The organism is Variovorax sp. P2_H12, from assembly GCF_056403395.1.
Genome location: NZ_JBFUFO010000014.1, coordinates 119,515 through 133,202, shown reverse-complemented (window position 1 = coordinate 133,202; position 13,688 = coordinate 119,515). Strand labels below are relative to the sequence as shown.

Annotated in this window: 13 protein-coding genes and 1 tRNA gene; 2 read left to right on the top strand and 12 right to left on the bottom strand. The window is 70.1% G+C overall.

Annotation, left to right across the window (positions count from 1 at the left end; translation table 11 throughout):
- Positions 1–1,096 (bottom strand): hypothetical protein (locus tag AC1DYK_RS12280; protein ID WP_478166553.1); only part of this gene is annotated, 1,096 nt, incomplete at its 3' end.
- A gap of 5 nt (positions 1,097–1,101) precedes the next feature.
- Positions 1,102–1,767, bottom strand: coding sequence for a sigma-70 family RNA polymerase sigma factor (locus tag AC1DYK_RS12275; protein WP_478166552.1), 666 nt, complete (start codon positions 1,765–1,767; stop codon positions 1,102–1,104).
- 157 nt (positions 1,768–1,924) lie between these two features.
- Here AC1DYK_RS12275 and AC1DYK_RS12270 point away from each other — a divergent pair.
- Positions 1,925–2,001, top strand: a tRNA-Met gene (locus AC1DYK_RS12270).
- A gap of 49 nt (positions 2,002–2,050) precedes the next feature.
- Here AC1DYK_RS12270 and AC1DYK_RS12265 read toward each other — a convergent pair.
- The 3 genes from AC1DYK_RS12265 to AC1DYK_RS12255 are packed head-to-tail and all read right to left on the bottom strand — an operon-like array spanning position 2,051 to position 4,374.
- Entirely contained in the window at positions 2,051–2,266 is a 216-nt protein-coding gene (locus tag AC1DYK_RS12265) for a hypothetical protein (protein WP_478166551.1), read from the bottom strand.
- 60 nt (positions 2,267–2,326) lie between these two features.
- Entirely contained in the window at positions 2,327–3,499 is a 1,173-nt protein-coding gene (locus tag AC1DYK_RS12260) for a glycosyltransferase (protein WP_478166550.1), read from the bottom strand.
- Positions 3,496–4,374: a UDP-2,3-diacylglucosamine diphosphatase gene (locus AC1DYK_RS12255; protein WP_478166549.1), complete on the bottom strand. Its 879-nt coding sequence runs from the start codon at positions 4,372–4,374 to the stop codon at positions 3,496–3,498. Before AC1DYK_RS12255 ends, AC1DYK_RS12260 begins: the two co-directional genes overlap by 4 nt.
- A 112-nt stretch (positions 4,375–4,486) precedes the next feature.
- Between AC1DYK_RS12255 and AC1DYK_RS12250 the strand changes: the two genes are divergently transcribed.
- Positions 4,487–6,262, top strand: coding sequence for a lysoplasmalogenase family protein (locus tag AC1DYK_RS12250; RefSeq protein WP_478166548.1), 1,776 nt, complete (start codon positions 4,487–4,489; stop codon positions 6,260–6,262).
- Here the strand turns inward: AC1DYK_RS12250 and AC1DYK_RS12245 are convergent.
- The 7 genes from AC1DYK_RS12245 to AC1DYK_RS12215 are packed head-to-tail and all read right to left on the bottom strand — an operon-like array spanning position 6,217 to position 13,686.
- Complete coding sequence (locus AC1DYK_RS12245) at positions 6,217–7,194, bottom strand: Bug family tripartite tricarboxylate transporter substrate binding protein (RefSeq protein WP_478166547.1); 978 nt, start codon at positions 7,192–7,194, stop codon at positions 6,217–6,219. The two genes, AC1DYK_RS12250 and AC1DYK_RS12245, sit on opposite strands and share 46 nt — an antisense overlap.
- A 9-nt stretch (positions 7,195–7,203) precedes the next feature.
- On the bottom strand, positions 7,204–8,184 hold the full coding sequence (locus AC1DYK_RS12240; protein WP_478166546.1) for a Bug family tripartite tricarboxylate transporter substrate binding protein: 981 nt from the start codon (positions 8,182–8,184) through the stop codon (positions 7,204–7,206).
- Between the two features lie 44 nt (positions 8,185–8,228).
- Positions 8,229–8,966, bottom strand: a complete 738-nt coding sequence (locus tag AC1DYK_RS12235; protein WP_478166545.1) for an enoyl-CoA hydratase/isomerase family protein — start codon at positions 8,964–8,966, stop codon at positions 8,229–8,231.
- A 30-nt stretch (positions 8,967–8,996) separates the two neighbouring features.
- Complete coding sequence (locus tag AC1DYK_RS12230) at positions 8,997–11,126, bottom strand: acetate--CoA ligase family protein (protein WP_478166544.1); 2,130 nt, start codon at positions 11,124–11,126, stop codon at positions 8,997–8,999.
- A 39-nt stretch (positions 11,127–11,165) separates the two neighbouring features.
- Entirely contained in the window at positions 11,166–11,927 is a 762-nt protein-coding gene (locus AC1DYK_RS12225) for an enoyl-CoA hydratase/isomerase family protein (protein ID WP_478166543.1), read from the bottom strand.
- Positions 11,924–12,520: a cysteine dioxygenase family protein gene (locus AC1DYK_RS12220; RefSeq protein WP_478166542.1), complete on the bottom strand. Its 597-nt coding sequence runs from the start codon at positions 12,518–12,520 to the stop codon at positions 11,924–11,926. The genes AC1DYK_RS12225 and AC1DYK_RS12220 overlap by 4 nt, the downstream gene beginning before the upstream one ends.
- Positions 12,520–13,686 carry a CaiB/BaiF CoA transferase family protein gene (locus AC1DYK_RS12215; protein ID WP_478166541.1) on the bottom strand — a complete coding sequence of 389 codons (1,167 nt, stop codon included), beginning with the start codon at positions 13,684–13,686 and terminating at the stop codon, positions 12,520–12,522. Before AC1DYK_RS12215 ends, AC1DYK_RS12220 begins: the two co-directional genes overlap by 1 nt.
- Positions 13,687–13,688: the final 2 nt, after the last annotated feature.

Below are 13,688 nucleotides of genomic sequence, written 5' to 3'. Positions count from 1 at the left end.
CGTCCGGGGGCTGCACAGCGACCCGCAGCGCCTCGCGCAAGGCCGCCAGCGCCGGCGCCGGCGGCACGCCCGTGCCGGCCGGCGCGCGGCCCTCGCGCCAGCGCACCTGAGACCCGGCGACCTCGAACACCGCCAGCACCTCGCCGCTGCGCTCCAGCGTGACCCGCCACTCGGGTGCGCCGGCCAGCGGTCGAGGCCCGACCGCCGACAGCGCGGCCGATCCCAGCAAGGCATTCAACTCGCGCGCTTCGGCCCGCGGCAGGCTCCGGCTCTCGCCGCCGCGCCGGCTGATCGTGATTCGGTTCCACGTCGACAGCGCCGCGAAGGTGGGCGGTTCAGTCTCGTCGGTGCGAACCGCGGGCGGCGCCTTCCGGGCCGCGTCCGGCGCGGTGGGCGCGGTGGGCGCAGTGGGAACGGTGGGCACGGTGGGCACGGTGGGCACGGCGGGCACGGTGGGTGCGACGGGTGCGACGGGTGCGGCCCTGGGTACCACCGGAGCGGCCGGCGCACGATCGATGCTGGCGGGCGCTTGCGCGATCGCCTCGGGCTCCTTGCGTGATCGCGCCGGCGGCAGTTCCTGCGGCGCCAGGCGCGCGGCACGGTCGACCGCGGGCGGCGCTTCCGGGCGCGCAGGTGCAGCGGGTGCCGGCGGCGGCGGCGGCGCAGCGACGGACTCGGCCGAAGACGCCGCCGAACCGGCATCGGGCCGGGCGGGCGCAGCGCTCGGCGCGGGCACCGGCGGCGAAGGCACGCTCACCGGCGTTTCGGCATCGAGGCCTGACCGGGGCACCGGTTCGCGCTGCCAGAGCAGGCCCGCCAGCACCGCCAGCAGCACGGTCGCGAAGGCCGCGCGCCAGGGCATGCGGGTGCGCCTGGCATCCTTGCCGCCGCGGTCCGCGGCACGGCGCCACCACGGGCGGGCGGCTCGTTCCAGTTCGGCCGCATCGGTGTCCGGGTCGGTCGCGCCGATGGCATCGTGCGCCCTCCTCAGGATCGCCTTGCGCAGCCGCCAGTCGGGCACGGCACTGTGGTCGGGCGCATGCGCGAGCGCGCGCCGCAGGTGCTCGTCTCGCAGATCATCTGGTTCGTCCGGCATCGAGTTCATGCGCGCCGCCCCAGCACCGACAGGTAGCGCTCCATGCAGCCGCGCAGCTTCCTCAACCCGTAGCGCAGGCGGCTGCGGACGGTTTCGAAGCCGATGTCCAGCGTGTCGGCCATCGCCTCCACCGTGAAGCCGTCTTCGTGGTGCAGCAGGAAGGCGGCGCGCTGGTCGTCCGGCAATTCGTCGAGGCAGGCCAGCAGGCGCCTGCCGGCGGCGCGCCAGAACGCCAGCTCCTCGGCCGACGGGTGCGCGGCATCGCCGACCGCGGCGCTGTCGCGCAGCAAGCCGCGGCTGAAGAGCTGCGCGGCCTCGAGGCCGTCGCCGTCCTCGTCGTGGGCATAGAAGGCGACCTCGCGGCCGCTCATGCGCAGCCGATCCATCGCGACGTTGTGCGCGATCGTGAAAGCCCAGGTGCGCCAGGTGCCCCCCCGCGGCGAAAAGCTGTCTCGCGCGGCGACGATCCGCATCCAGGTCTCCTGGAACACCTCGTCCGTTTCGGCCGCAAGCCGCATGCCCAGCAGCCGCCGGACAAAGCGGAACAGCGCGCTTTCGTGGCGCGCGTAGAGCACGTCGAAGGCGCTGGTGTCGCCGCCGGCATAGGCCAGCATCAACTGGTCGTCCGGCATGGCATCGAGGGCGTCGGAAATCGCGGCGGGCGAAAGCATCGGCAGATTCTCACCTCACCTTCTACGGACCGGACCGTCGCCTGGAGTTGGCAGCCGTTCGCGAAAGCGGCTGATCGTGCGGCGGGTGAGCGACGAACTCGCGAAACTTCCGCGGGGCGGCTGAAGGCGCTTTTGAACAGGCTATAATCCTGGGCTCGGCTCTTTAGCTCAGTCGGTTAGAGCGATGGAATCATAATCCACAGGTCCGCGGTTCGAGTCCGTGAAGAGCCACCAAAAATCAAGAAGGCCCCGTGAGTCAACGACTTGCGGGGCTTTTCTTTTTTCAGCGCCCGGATGCCTGTTCCTTCGGACGCCAGCCGCTGAGGAACTCCGCCAGCTTGTTCTCGGGCTGCCAGGTGACAACGACCGGCGTCGGCGCTGCCACCAAGGTCGTCGAGGCACCGCCTGACGATGCGGTCCGGCTGCCGCCCTCGCAGCCGGCCAACGACGACGCCAGGATCAAGATGCCAGGGAGTACACGCCCGCATGTCTTTTTCACAGTCTTCTCCTCGGTTGCTCCGAGGTGAGTGTAACCTTTTGTAGTTACAAAGTTCTACGTTCAAGCCTGCACCGAGACGGGCTCGAAGGCAGGGGCCTCCGCCCGGGCGAGGACTTCCTGCAGGATCGCCGGCAGCTCGAACATCGCGCGGTTCTGTACCCTGCGCGTCGCCGCCTGGTAGCGGTCCAGTTGGCCGGTCAGTTCATCGACCGCCTGCGCCACCCGGGTGAAGCTGCTGCAAACCAGCCCCACGCCCTGCTCGCGCACCCACTGGGCGTTGTAGCGTTCCTGCGGCAGCGTCCAGCGGTTGCGGACCACGATCACCGGCAACTGCATCTGCACCGCCTCGCTCAGGCTGCCGGGGCCGGGCTTGCCGATGAAGAAGTCCGCCAGGCGCATGTAGTGCGCGATGTCGGGCGTGAATTCCAGCACCAGCCGGGGCGCCCGCGCCGGCAACGCGCGCAGGGCCCGCGCGAGCGCGGCGTTGTGGCCGCAGGCGAGGATGAGCGGGGTCTCGGGCAGGCGCTTCGCGATCCCGAGCATCGCCTTCGAGCCCTGGCCGCCGAACAGCACGATGCCGGTCGGCCGATCCGCATCGAGCCCCAGCCGGCGGCGCTCGGCGGCGCGGTCGATCGTCGGCAGCGCATGGAAGGCCGCGCGCATCAGCATGCCCGAGCTGGCGTGGATCCGTTCGTCCGCATAGCCGGCCGAGCGCGCCTGCTGGACCGCCTTCGGCGAGCCGCAGACCAGGTGCTGGTCCAGCCCCTTCTCGATCCAGAAATGCGGCGGGTGATCGGCCAGGTCGGTCAGCACGGTCACGTAGGGAACGCCCGGCAGCGTCGAGGCCAGCGACTCGCACAGCGCGCGGTTGAAGTTCGGGATCAGCGACACGACCATGTCCGGCTCGGTCGCCAGCCAGTGCTGCTGCAACGGCCGGACCAGCGCCGCATGGCTCCATCGGATCATGCCCTGGAGCAGCTTGAGTTCCTGCGCCAGTCCCAGCGTCCAGCCGCGTGCGAGCCGCTTGTTGTAGACGTCCTCGGGGTCCATGCCGGTCAGCTTGCGGAAGCTGTCCCTGGGGTCCAGCACCTCGCGCAGATTGACCCGCCGCACGGTCCACGGCAGGCCGGCGCGCTGGATCGCAGCCTCCAGCGCCAGTGCCGAGGCGCGGTGTCCGCCGCCGGCGTTGAAGTAGACCAGGTCGACGGTCCGGGCCCTTGACGTGCCGGTCATGCGTGCACCGCCGTGCGCCGCGAAGCCGCAGTGCCGACACTGGAACTCGCCGGCAGCTGTCCGGCCCAGTGCAGGATCTCGAGCGAGCCGTCGGCGTGCTCGGCCAGCGCGGTCAGGCTCTCGACCCAGTCGCCGTCGTTGGCATAGAGGATGCCGTCGATGTCCCGGAGTTCCGCGTGGTGGATATGGCCGCAGACCACGCCCTGCACGCCGCGCCGGCGGGCCTCGCGCGCCACCGCGCTCTCGAAGTCGCCGACGTAGCTGACCGCCCGCTTGACCTTCTGCTTCAGGTACTTGGACAGCGACCAGTAAGGCAGCCCCATGCGTGCACGCAGCGAGTTGAGATGCCGGTTCAGCTTGAGGGTGAACTCGTACAGCGAATCCCCCACATGGGCCAGCCACTTGGCGCACTGGATCACACCGTCGAACAGGTCGCCGTGCATGACCCACAGCTTGCGGCCGTCGGCGGTCTCGTGGATCCACTCCTCCGCGACGTCGATGCCGCCGAAGTTGTGGTGCAGGTACTTGCGCGCGAACTCATCGTGGTTGCCCGGGATGAAGATCACCCGCGTGCCCTTGCGCGCCTTGCGCAGCAGCTTCTGGATCACGTCGTTGTGCGCCTGCGGCCAGTACCAGTGGCAGCGCAGCTGCCAGCCGTCGATGATGTCGCCGACCAGGAACAGGGTCTCGCACTCGGTGTGCCCGAGGAAATCGAGCAGCGCCCGCGCCTGGCAGCCGGGCGTGCCCAGGTGCAGATCGGAGATCCACAGGGTGCGGTAGCGCTGTGGCGGCCGTGTGACTTCGTCATCGGCCACGGCGCCAGCCGGACCGGTCGTATCGCGCCATGCGCGAAGAAAGGCGTCGTCGCGTTGCATGGAAGGGCACGATCGCAGCCGCGCGTGACGCGCCGGTGGCGCCGCGGTGACGCGTTCGTGACAGGGGAAGCCTGGGGGTGATTCGCCTTTCGTGCCGCCGAGAATCGCTGTCATGCGACCTGGCCAGATCATCGTTCTCGCGACCCCCGTCTTTTTCCTGCTGATCGGGATCGAGTTCCTGGTCGGCCGGCTGCGCGCGCGGCGCGGCACCGGCCAGGACACCTACCGCCTGCCCGACACGCTCAACAGCATCGGCCTGGGGATGCTGAGCCAGATCAGCGCGGCCCTCACCGGACTGCTGCGCATCGGCATCTACACCGCCTGCTGGTCGGCCTTCGCGCTGTTTCCCGACGAGGATTTCTGGATGCGCTGGTACGGCTGGCTGGCGGCGCTGGTCTTCTACGACTTCTGCTACTACTGGCTGCACCGCTTCGGCCACGAGAGCGCGGTGCTGTGGGCGGCGCACGTGGTGCACCACCAGAGCCAGCACTACAACCTCTCGACCGCGCTGCGCCAGACCTCCAGCGGTGCGCTGTTCGGCTGGATCTTCTACCTGCCGATGGCCATTGCCGGCGTGCCGCCGCTGGTCTTCGGCGTGGTCGCGCTGGTCGACCTGCTCTACCAGTTCTGGGTCCACACCGAGCAGGTCGGCAGGCTGGGCTGGTTCGACCGCTGGTTCTGCTCGCCCTCCAACCACCGGGTGCATCACGCGGTCAACGATCGCTACGTCGACCGCAACTACGGCGGCGTGCTGATCGTCTGGGACCGGCTGTTCGGCACCTTCAAGGAAGAGGACGAGCCCTGCGTCTACGGCACCCGGAGCCCGCTGCGCAGCTGGGATCCGGTGTGGGCCAACGCCGAAGTCTATTGGTCGCTGGCGCGCGACAGCTGGCGCACCCGGCGCTGGAGCGACAAGCTGCGCCTGTGGCTCAAGCCCCCGGGCTGGCGGCCGGCCGACCTCGCGGCCAGCGACCCGAAGCCGCCCTTCGACATCCGCCAGGTGCAGCGCTACGAGCCGCCGGCCTCGCGCGGCGTGCAGGCCTTCGCGGCGCTGCAGTTCGTCCTGCTGCTGGGCGGCGCCACCGCCTTCCTGTGGTTCTCGGACGCGCTCGCATTCACCACCTCGCTGGTGTGGCTCGGCGCGCTGACCGCCGGGCTCTGGGCCACGGGCGCGGTGCTGCAGGGCCGGCTGCCGGTGATCGGCGTGCTGTTCGTCGACGCCGCCGCGCTGGCGACCGCGAGCGGCGCGCTCGGACTCTCGGGTCTTCACGTCGTCTTCAAGCCGCTGGCGCTCGCGATCCTGATCGTTTTCGCCGTGACCCGCGCACGCACCAGCGCCATGCCGGGCCGCTTCGCCCTGCTGCTGATCGCGGGCCTGGCGGCCTCGCTGGCCGGCGATGTGCTGCTGATGTGGCCGAGCCTCTTCGTCCCAGGCTTGTTGGCATTTTTGCTCGCTCATCTCGCGTACATCGCGCTGTTCGCCGACGGCGTGGGGCTCTTTCCGCGCCCGCGCGCGCTGGCGGCCACGCTGGCGATCGGCGCCGTGATGTACGCCTTCCTGTGGTGGGGCGGCCTGCCCGCCGGCCTGCGGATTCCGGTCGGCGTCTATGTCATGGTGATCGCCTGCATGGCGGCCCAGGCCCTCGGCCGCGCGGCCGTTCTGGGCGATGCGAGCGCGCGGCAGGTGGCGCTGGGTGCCTGCCTCTTCATGGTGAGCGACGCGCTGCTGGCGACCAATCGATTCGTCCAGCCGCTGCCGGTGGCCTCGCTGTGGGTGCTGGCAAGCTACTACGCGGCGCAGTGGTTGATCGCGTCGAACGCGGGTCCGGCGCCAGCGCCCGTTCAGTCTTCGGCGCGAAGACCGATGGCGGGCAACAGCTCGCCATAGAGCCGGTGGTCGCCCTGGATCGCGCGACGAAGCGCTTCGGGCGACCGCCAGTCGGGCAGCGTGCTGATGCGGCGCAGCTTGGCCTGGGTGTCGGGCTCGGCCAGCAAGGCCTGCAGCGCTTGCGAATAGCGCTGGTTGATCGCCGCCGGGGTGCCCTTGGGCGCGAACAAGCCCCAGCCGGGCCCGGCCGGCTGCTTCACCTGGATGCCGGTCTCGGGGAGGCTCGGCACCTCGGGCAGCTCGGGATGGCGCACTGCGCCGAAGGCGGCCAGCGGCCGCACGCGTCCATCCCTGGCCAGCGGGACGGTCGCGCCGTCGATCAGCATGTCGATCTGCCCTGCCGCCAGCGCATTGACGGCATCGGCCGAGCCTTTGAACGGCACATGCAGCATGTCGATGCCGGTCTCGCGCTTGAGGGTCTCGCCGGCGATGTGGCCGAAGGACGCCTGGCCGGCCGAACCGTAGCTCAGCTTCCCGGGTCGCGCCTTGGCCATCTGCACAAGCTCGGGCAGGCTGGCCACGCCGAGATCCTTGCGTACCGACAACACCGACAGGTACTGCGCCACGCCGCCCAGCGGCTCGAAACCGTTGATCGGGTCGTAAGGCAGCCTGTTGCGCAGGTGCGGCAGCACGGTGAATGCGGTCACGGCGCCGAGCAGCACCGTGTAGCCGTCCGGGGCGGCGCGCGAGGCCAGTTCGGTGCCGATCTGCGTGGTGCCGCCGGGTCGGTTGTCGACGATCACAGTCGCATTCAGGTTCGCGCCGAGCCGCTGCGCCACTAGCCGTCCGAGGTTGTCGCTGGTGCCGCCCGGCGGGTACGGCACGATCATCCGGATCGGCCGATCGGGCCACTGGCCCTGCGCCATCGAAGCCGGCGCCAGGCAGCAAGCCGCCACGGCGATCAGCGCTCTCGCAAGCCATCCAGGCAACATGCGGCGTCCCTATTCGACGTGGATGTCGGCGCGCACGATCAGGTCCTTGAAGAAGGCACTGTCGTCCTTGATCTGCGCGGCGAAGGCGGCGGGACCGACGAATTCCGGGTACTGGCTCATGCGCAACAACAACTGCCGTGCCTCTTCGGTCGCGAGGATCTTCTCGACCTCGGCGGCCGTCCGATCGACCACCGCCTTGGGCGTCCCCTTGGGCGCGAACAGGCCGAACCAGCTGCGCGTGTCGAGGTCGTAGCCCTGCTCCCGGATCGTCGGCACGTCCGGCAGTTCGGGATGGCGCGTCTTGCTCAGCACCGCGATCGCCTTGACCTTGCCGGCCTTGACCTGGGTCAGGCTCACCGGGTCGTAGATCATGTCGATGCGCCCGCCCATCAGGTCCGAGAGCGCCTCGGCCGAGCCCTTGTAGGGCACGTGCAGCATGCTGATGCCGGCCTTGTAGTTGACCATCTCGCCCGCCAGGTGGGTGGCGGTCGCCGGGCCGGCCGAGCCGAAGGTGTACTTGCCCGGCGCCTTGCGCGCGGCGGCCACGAGTTCCTTGACGTCGTTGAAGGGCGCGTCCTTGCGCGCGGTCGCGATCGAGTAGCTGCCGGTCAGCTGCGCGATCGGCACGAAATCGGTGAACGGACTGTAGGGCACCTTGCGCAGGTGCGGCGTGATCGCGAACACCGCCGTGGGCGCCACCATGAAGGTGTAGCCGTCGCCGGGCGCACGCGCGGCCAGGTCGGCGCCGATCGTGGCGCCCGCGCCGCCGCGGTTGTCGACCACCATCGATTGCCCGAGCGCCGCGCCGAGCTTGTCGGCGATGAAGCGGCCGATGGCGTCGGAATTGCCGCCGGCCGGATACGGGACGATCACGCGGATCGGCTTGTTCGGCCAGCCCGCCGATGCGGCCTGGGCGTGCGCGGACGATGCGGTCAGCGCAATCAGGGCTGCGCCGAGCGGCCACAGCAGGTGTCGAAGCGTTGGGGACATGGCGATGGTGGGTGTCTGGGTTTGTCTTCGAATGGCGGGCGCACTCAGCGGCCCGTGTAGACCGGGGTGCGCTTCTCGCGGAAGGCCGTCATGCCTTCCTGGATATCCGCGCTGTCGCGCACCACGTTGAGCTGGCGCAGGGTCTCGGCCATGGCCTCCGACGGGCTCTTCGGCAGCACATGCTGGTTGACGAAGCGCTTGATGGTCGCGAGCACCAGCGGCGCCGACCTGGCCAGCGTCTCGGCCTGCTGCATCGCGACCTCGACTTGCTTGCCGACCGGCACCACGTCGGTGGCCAGACCGACCTCGTAGGCCCGCTTCGCCTCCACGCTGCGGCCGAGCAGCATGATGTCCATCGCGACCTTGTGCGGGATCCGCGCCGCCAGGCCGGCGATCATGCCGCCGGTGAAGCCGAGGCGCGCTTCGGGGTAGGAGAACCTGGTGTTCTCGGCCGCCACCAGCAGGTCGCACATCATGGTCAGCACCATCGCGCCGCCGACCACCCAGCCCGCCGTCGCGGCGATGATGGGCTTGTCGGTCGTGAAGCCCGAGCCCGGAATGCAGCGCCAGAGTTCGGGCAGGTTGCTGACGTCGGCGCCGGACGAGAACGCGTCGTTGCCGCTGCCGGTGATCACCGCCACCCGCTGCTCCGAGGCGTCGAACTCGGCGAAGCCGGCCTGCAGCTCGAGCGCCGTGTCCTTGCAGATCGCGTTCTTGCGCGACGGGCGGTCGATGGTGAACAGCGTGACCTTGCCGTGCTGTTCGATCTTGATTTGTGCCATGTGATGTGTCTCCAGTGAATCGATGAGGGATCAGGGATTGCCGATGCGCGCGCGGGCGTCGACGGCCACCGCGCCCTGGCCCTTGAGCCGGACCTTGAGCGGGTTGACTTCGATCTCGAAGTCGTCGCCCGGTGACGCGCTCGCCAGGTCATGGGCCAGCCAGCCCAGCCGCACGATGGCGTCCACCACCGCGTCGACGTCGAGTGCGCCGCGCCCGCGGTAGGCGGCCAGCAGCGGCGCCACCTTCAGGCCTTCGACGGCACGCCTTGCGCTTTGCGCGTCGACCGGCGCCGGCAGCACCGCGATGTCCTTGAGCAACTCCACGAGCACCCCGCCGGCGCCGACGAGCACCTGGGCACCGAATTGCGCATCGCGGCGCGCGCCGATGATCAGCTCGAGCTCGCCCGACTCCTGCGCCTGCAGCGAGTAGCCGTCGATGCGGGCGTTGGGTGCGGCTTCGGCGATGCGGGCCTGCATCCGCGCCAGGCGCTCGCGCAGGTCGGCGGCGTCGGCGATGTTCAAGGCCACGCCGCCGACGTCCGACTTGTGGGCGATGTCGGGCGACACCACCTTGAGGACCAGCGGGAAGCCCAGTTGCGCGGCGGCCGCCATCGCCTCGTCGGCGTTGCGCACCAGCCGTTCACGGTTCACCGGCAGCCCCGCGCTGCCCACCAGCGCCTTCGAGGCCGCCTCGCCGAGCGCACCGGCCGCGGGCCGCTCGAAGCGGTAGTTGTCGGTCGGCCGCACGGCGGGTGCCGGCTCGCGGTAGTCGGACCACGACTTCCAGCCCCGCAGCACGCTCATGGCCTCGGCCAGCGTGTCGACGTAAGGCAGCCCGCGTTCGACCAGGATGGCGCGCGCCGGCACCGCCACGCGGCCCGGCAGCATCACATAGAGCGTCGGCTTGCCGCCGGCGCGGGGCTTGTCGGCGCCGTCGGCCAGCTGCAGCGTCAGTCCCGGTACGTCCGGCGCGGTGGTCAGAACCATCAGTCCGAGGTCGGTGTTCGGGTCGGAGAGCGCCAGCTCGGCCGTGACCACGCCGAGCTCGTCGGTGCCGTCGTGCTTGCGGCCGCCGACGTCGATCGGATTGGCGGCCTGGCCTTCGGAATAGTGCTCCGCAAGACCCTCGATCGTGGCGGGCGCGAAGCGGGCCAGCGGGATGCCGGCATGCGAGAGCTGGTCGGCCGTGATCGCGCCGCCACCGCCCGAGGTGGTGATCACGGCCACGTTGCGCACCATGCGCTTCGGGTAGCGGACCATCGCCCGCGCCAGGCTCAGCATGTCGAGCGGGTCGTCCAGCATGACCACGTTCTCGCGCTCGCAGACCGCCTTGAGGGCCGCGAAGTCGCCGGCCAGGCTGGCCGTGTGCGAGTAGGCGGCACGGCTGCCGTCCGCGGTGGCGCCGGCCTTGACCATCAGCCAGGGCTTGCCCGCCGCCCGCGCGCGGCGCGCCAGCTCGACGAAGCGCTGCGGCGACTTGATGCCTTCCACGTAGCTGCAGATCACCTGGGTGCGCTCGTCCTCGATCAGGAACTCGATGAAGTCCGTGAGCTCGAGGTCGGCCTGGTTGCCGACCGAGACGCAGTGCGAAAAGCCGATGCCCATGCCGTGCGAGCGATCGAACAAGGTGCCCATCAGCGCGCCGCTCTGGCTGATGAAGCCGATCGGGGCCTCGATCAGGTGATCGACATTGAGCGCCGGCGACGAGCACAGCACCAGCTTGTTGGTCGGACTGATCAGCCCGAGGCAGTTGGGACCGATCAGCCGCATGCCGTGCGCGGCGGCCGCGGCCACCACCTCGCGCTCAAGGGCCAGGCCCTCGGGGCCTGCGTCGGAGAACTTCGACGTGATGATGATGCCGGCCTTGGCACCGCGTGCCGCACAGGCCGCGATCTCGTCCTTCACCTTGTTGCGCGGCAGCGCCATGATGACCATGTCCGGCGCCGTCGGCGTGGCGTCGACGCTGGCATAGGTCTTGAGACCGAACAGCGAATCGCGGCCCGGGTTGATCGGATACACCGCGCCGTCGTAGCGATGCTGCAGCAGCGTCTTGTACAGGCGGCCGCCGAACTTGGTCTGGTCCTCCGAGGCGCCGATGACCGCCACCGAGCGGGGATTGAGCAGCGTCGAGAGTGGATGCGAAGACGGAACTGGAGTCACTGTTGAAAATCCTTCGGGAGAAATGAACGACGGCGCGTCTCAGGCTTTCGTCTGGGCGGCGCGGTAGGCGGCGATGCGGTCGCGCAGGCCGGGCCGTGCGGCCGAGTGGGCGAGGCGCAGCAGGTCCTGTGCATCGCCCGCATCGCCGCGAGGCCGGCGACCGCAGTCGATGGCGGCGTGGACGGCGCGCTGCGTCGGGCCATCGAGGCGTCGCGTGCGCGCGGCGAGCCGCGCCACTTCCTCGTCGAGCGCCTCGGGCACCAGCTGCCGCGTGGCCAGTCCGCTGGCCAGGGCGGCCGGTCCGTCGATCAGGCGGCCGCCTTCGATCCAGTCACGCGCCTGCGTCGGGCCGACGGTGTCGGCCAACCGCGCCGTGCCGAGCACCAGGCCGAAGGCGGCGCCCGGAAAGGCGAACGAGGTGTCGCCGACCATCCAGCGTTCGGCGCAGGCGCAGAACAGGTCGGCACCTGCGCCCATGGTTCGGCCGTGGGCCAGCGCCAGCGTGGTGAACGGCGCCGCATGCAGCGCCTGCAGCAGCATCTCGACGCGGACGAAGCGCGCCATCAGGCTGTCGTCGCTCTCCTGGTCGAGGCCGGACAGGTCGAAGCCGGTGCAGAAGTGCCGGCCTTCGCCCGACAGCACCAGCAGACGCACCTGCTCGGCGGCGGCGGCCTCGACGGCCCGCGTCAGCTCGACCACCAGCGCGGCCGACAGCGCATTGCCCTTGTCGGGGCGCTGCAGGCTCAGGTGCATCACGTCGTCGCTGCGCGTGATCCGCAATTCGGAAGGGACGCTCGTCATGCCGAGTCCCGGGCCCACAGGTTCGGCGCCAGCACGTTCGAGTAGCCCGACACGAAGGCCTTGCTCTCGCCGGTTTCGGGCACGAAGACGTGGCGCGCGATGCGACCGATGTTGCCGCCGTACAGGTGGATGCTGATCGAGGTCCGGTCGGCGAACGCATTGCGCACCACGTGGATGTCGCCGATGCGAGGCGACACCTGGTCGATGTCGCCGGGCTCGAGGCGCAGTTCGTCGCCATCGGCCTGCAGCCGGCCATCCGGCTCGCGCAGGTAGCGCTGCGCGCACTCGGCGCCACGCAGCATGCCGATGATTCCCCACACCGTGTGGTCGTGGACCGGCGTCTTCTGGCCCGGGCCCCAGACGAAGCTCACGAGCGAGAAGCGGTCCAGCGGGTCGCCGTACAAGAGATGCTGCTGGTAGTACTGCGGATGGCTCGCCGCCATCGCATCGGGCAGCCAGTCGTCCCGCGCGACCAGGTGGCGCATCAATGGCGCCGCCTGGGCGAGCATCGCAACCTCATCGGCCGGCGCACCCTGCGGCAGGTCGACGAGACGCGTCATCGCCGCGACGAACTGGAGCAACCGATCGGACATCAGACGCTCCCTCCGGCAAATTGGCGACGGATTTCCTCGGTGTGCTCGCCGAGTGCCGGCGGTGCGCGGCGGATCGGGAAGCCCTGCCCGTTCAGCCGGATGGGCGACGCGAAGGTGCGCGTCTGCCGGCCGTTGGGCAGTTGCAGCGGCTGGACCCAGTCCATGTGCAGCGTCTGCGGGTCGGCCAGCGCTGCGGCGTAGTCGTTGATGCGCGCATGCGGCACGCCCGCGGCATGGAAGGCCTCGATCCAGTGCGCCACAGGCTGCTGCATGAACACCTCTTCGAGGATCTGCTTGAGCGACTCCTGGTGCGCCGCCCTGTCGGTGGTGCTGAGAAAGCGCGCATCCGATGCGAGCTCGGGCATCTCGACCACGCGGCAGACGTCGAGCCACAGCTTGTGGTTGCCGGCGGCAATGGCGAAGTAGCCATCGCCGGCCTGGAAGGCCTGGTAGGGCGCGTTGCGCGGATGCGCCGAACCGAGCTTCACCGGACTGCGGCCGTTGCCGAAAAACTCGCTGGTCTGCAGCGCCGCGATGCCCAGCGTGCAGCCGAACATCGGCACGTCGATGTGCGCGCCGGTCCCGCCGGCGCGCACATGCGCCAGCGCCGCGGCGATCGAGAAGGCGGCATACAGGCCGGAGGCGAAATCCGACAGCGGCACGCCGCACTTGACCGGCGCGCCACCGGGCTCGCCGGTGATGCTCATGACGCCGGCCGCCGCCTGGACGGTGAGGTCGAAGCCGCCCTCGCCCGAGCGCGGGCCGCTCTGGCCGTAGGCCGAGATCGAGCAGTAGAGCAACTGCGGCCGGCTCTCGGCGAAGCTCGCGTAGCCCAGGCCCAGCCGGTCCATCACGCCGGGCCGGTTGTTCTCGATCAGGATGTCGGCGTCGAGGATCAGTTCGCGGGCCAGCGCCACGTCGGCCGGCGCCTTCAGGTCCAGCGCGACCGAGCGCTTGTTGCGATTGAGCGCTGCAAAGTTCTCGCTGTAGCCCTCGTTGAGTGGCGGCCACTGGCGCAGGCCGTCGCCGCCGGGCGGCTCGACCTTGATCACATCGGCGCCCATGTCCGCGAGCAGCATGGCCGAGAACGGACCGGAGGCCGTCGAACAGAATTCGACGACGCGAACGCCCGACAAGGGCAAGGTGGCTGGCACGGAAGTTTTCATGG